The organism is Flavobacterium sp. NLM, from assembly GCF_002210235.1.
GTDB lineage: Bacteria > Bacteroidota > Bacteroidia > Flavobacteriales > Flavobacteriaceae > Flavobacterium > Flavobacterium panici.
The window spans coordinates 1-1,299 of sequence record NZ_LIAC01000037.1 but is presented as its reverse complement, the minus strand read 5'-3'; the positions used below and the strand labels follow the sequence as shown (position 1 = coordinate 1,299).

Sequence of the window (1,299 nt, the reverse complement as noted above, 5' to 3'; positions counted from 1 at the left end):
GCTGTAACCCAGCCGACATGTTCAACAGCAACAGGAAGTTTTACAATATCAAACTACAGTGCTTCTAATACTTATACAATCAGCCCATCAACGGGAGTTACCCAGTCAGCAGGTACAGTTACAGCTCCGGCAGGAAGTTATACGGTTACCGCTTCAGCAAACGGATGTACTTCGGCTGCTTCATCAGCTGCGGTTATCAATGCTCAGCCTGCAACTCCTGCAGTTCCGACATTAAGCGCTGTAACCCAGCCGACATGTTCAACAGCAACAGGAAGTTTTACAATATCAAATTACAGTGCTTCTAACACTTATGCGGTAAGTCCTTCAACAGGAGTTACCCAGTCAGGAAACACAATTACAGCTCCGGCAGGAAGTTATACAGTAACGGCAACGGCTAACGGATGTACTTCAGCTGCTTCATCAGCTGCGGTTATCAACGCTCAGCCTGCAACTCCTGCAGTTCCGACATTAAGCGCTGTAACCCAGCCGACATGTTCAACAGCTACAGGAAGTTTTACAATATCAAACTACAGTGCTTCTAACACTTATGCAGTAAGCCCTTCAACAGGAGTTACCCAGTCAGGAAACACAATTACTGCTCCGGCAGGAAGTTATACTGTAACGGCTTCGGCAAACGGATGTACTTCGGCTGCTTCAGCAGCTGCGGTAATTTCAGATTATATATGCGCTGAAGACGATGCACCTTCATCGGTTAATGGTTTAGTTGGAGGATCAATCTCAACTATTTTTTCTAATGATAAAATAAATGGAGTATCTTTTCTTCCAGCAGATGTTGTTTTAACAACAGGTACTCTTCCAACAGGAATTACTTTTAATTCTAATGGAACAATAAATATAGCTCCAAATATAGCAGCAGGAACACATAACATAACTTATACTATTTGTGAAACAACAAATTCTAGTGTTTGTGATTCGGCTATTGTTACTATAATAATAACTGCTCCTGTAATTGATGCTGTTACAGAAACAACGGACAGCGATCAGTGTTCCGGCAGGATTGACATTAAATGCAGACGGAACAGTAACAGTTGCAGCGAATACTGCAGCAGGAACTTATGATGTTGAGTACAGCATCTGTGAGGTTACTAACCCGACAAACTGTGATACCGTGATTTCAAAAGTTGTGGTTGGAACAGCAGTAATCGATGCTGTTACAGAAACAACGACATCTATCAACGGAAACACAGGCGGTACAACAGCAGCCTTAACAGCAAATGATACGCTGAACGGTAACCCTGTAATAATTGGTACTTCAGCTGGACAAGTAACATTAACAGC

Annotated in this window: 2 pseudogenes; both read left to right on the top strand. The window is 42.7% G+C overall.

What is annotated here, in order from left to right:
• A pseudogene (locus tag APR43_RS24570) lies at positions 1–1,080 on the top strand (hypothetical protein); the annotation flags it as partial.
• Positions 1,019–1,299: pseudogene (locus APR43_RS24350) on the top strand (hypothetical protein); the annotation flags it as partial. The pseudogenes APR43_RS24570 and APR43_RS24350, both read left to right, overlap by 62 nt.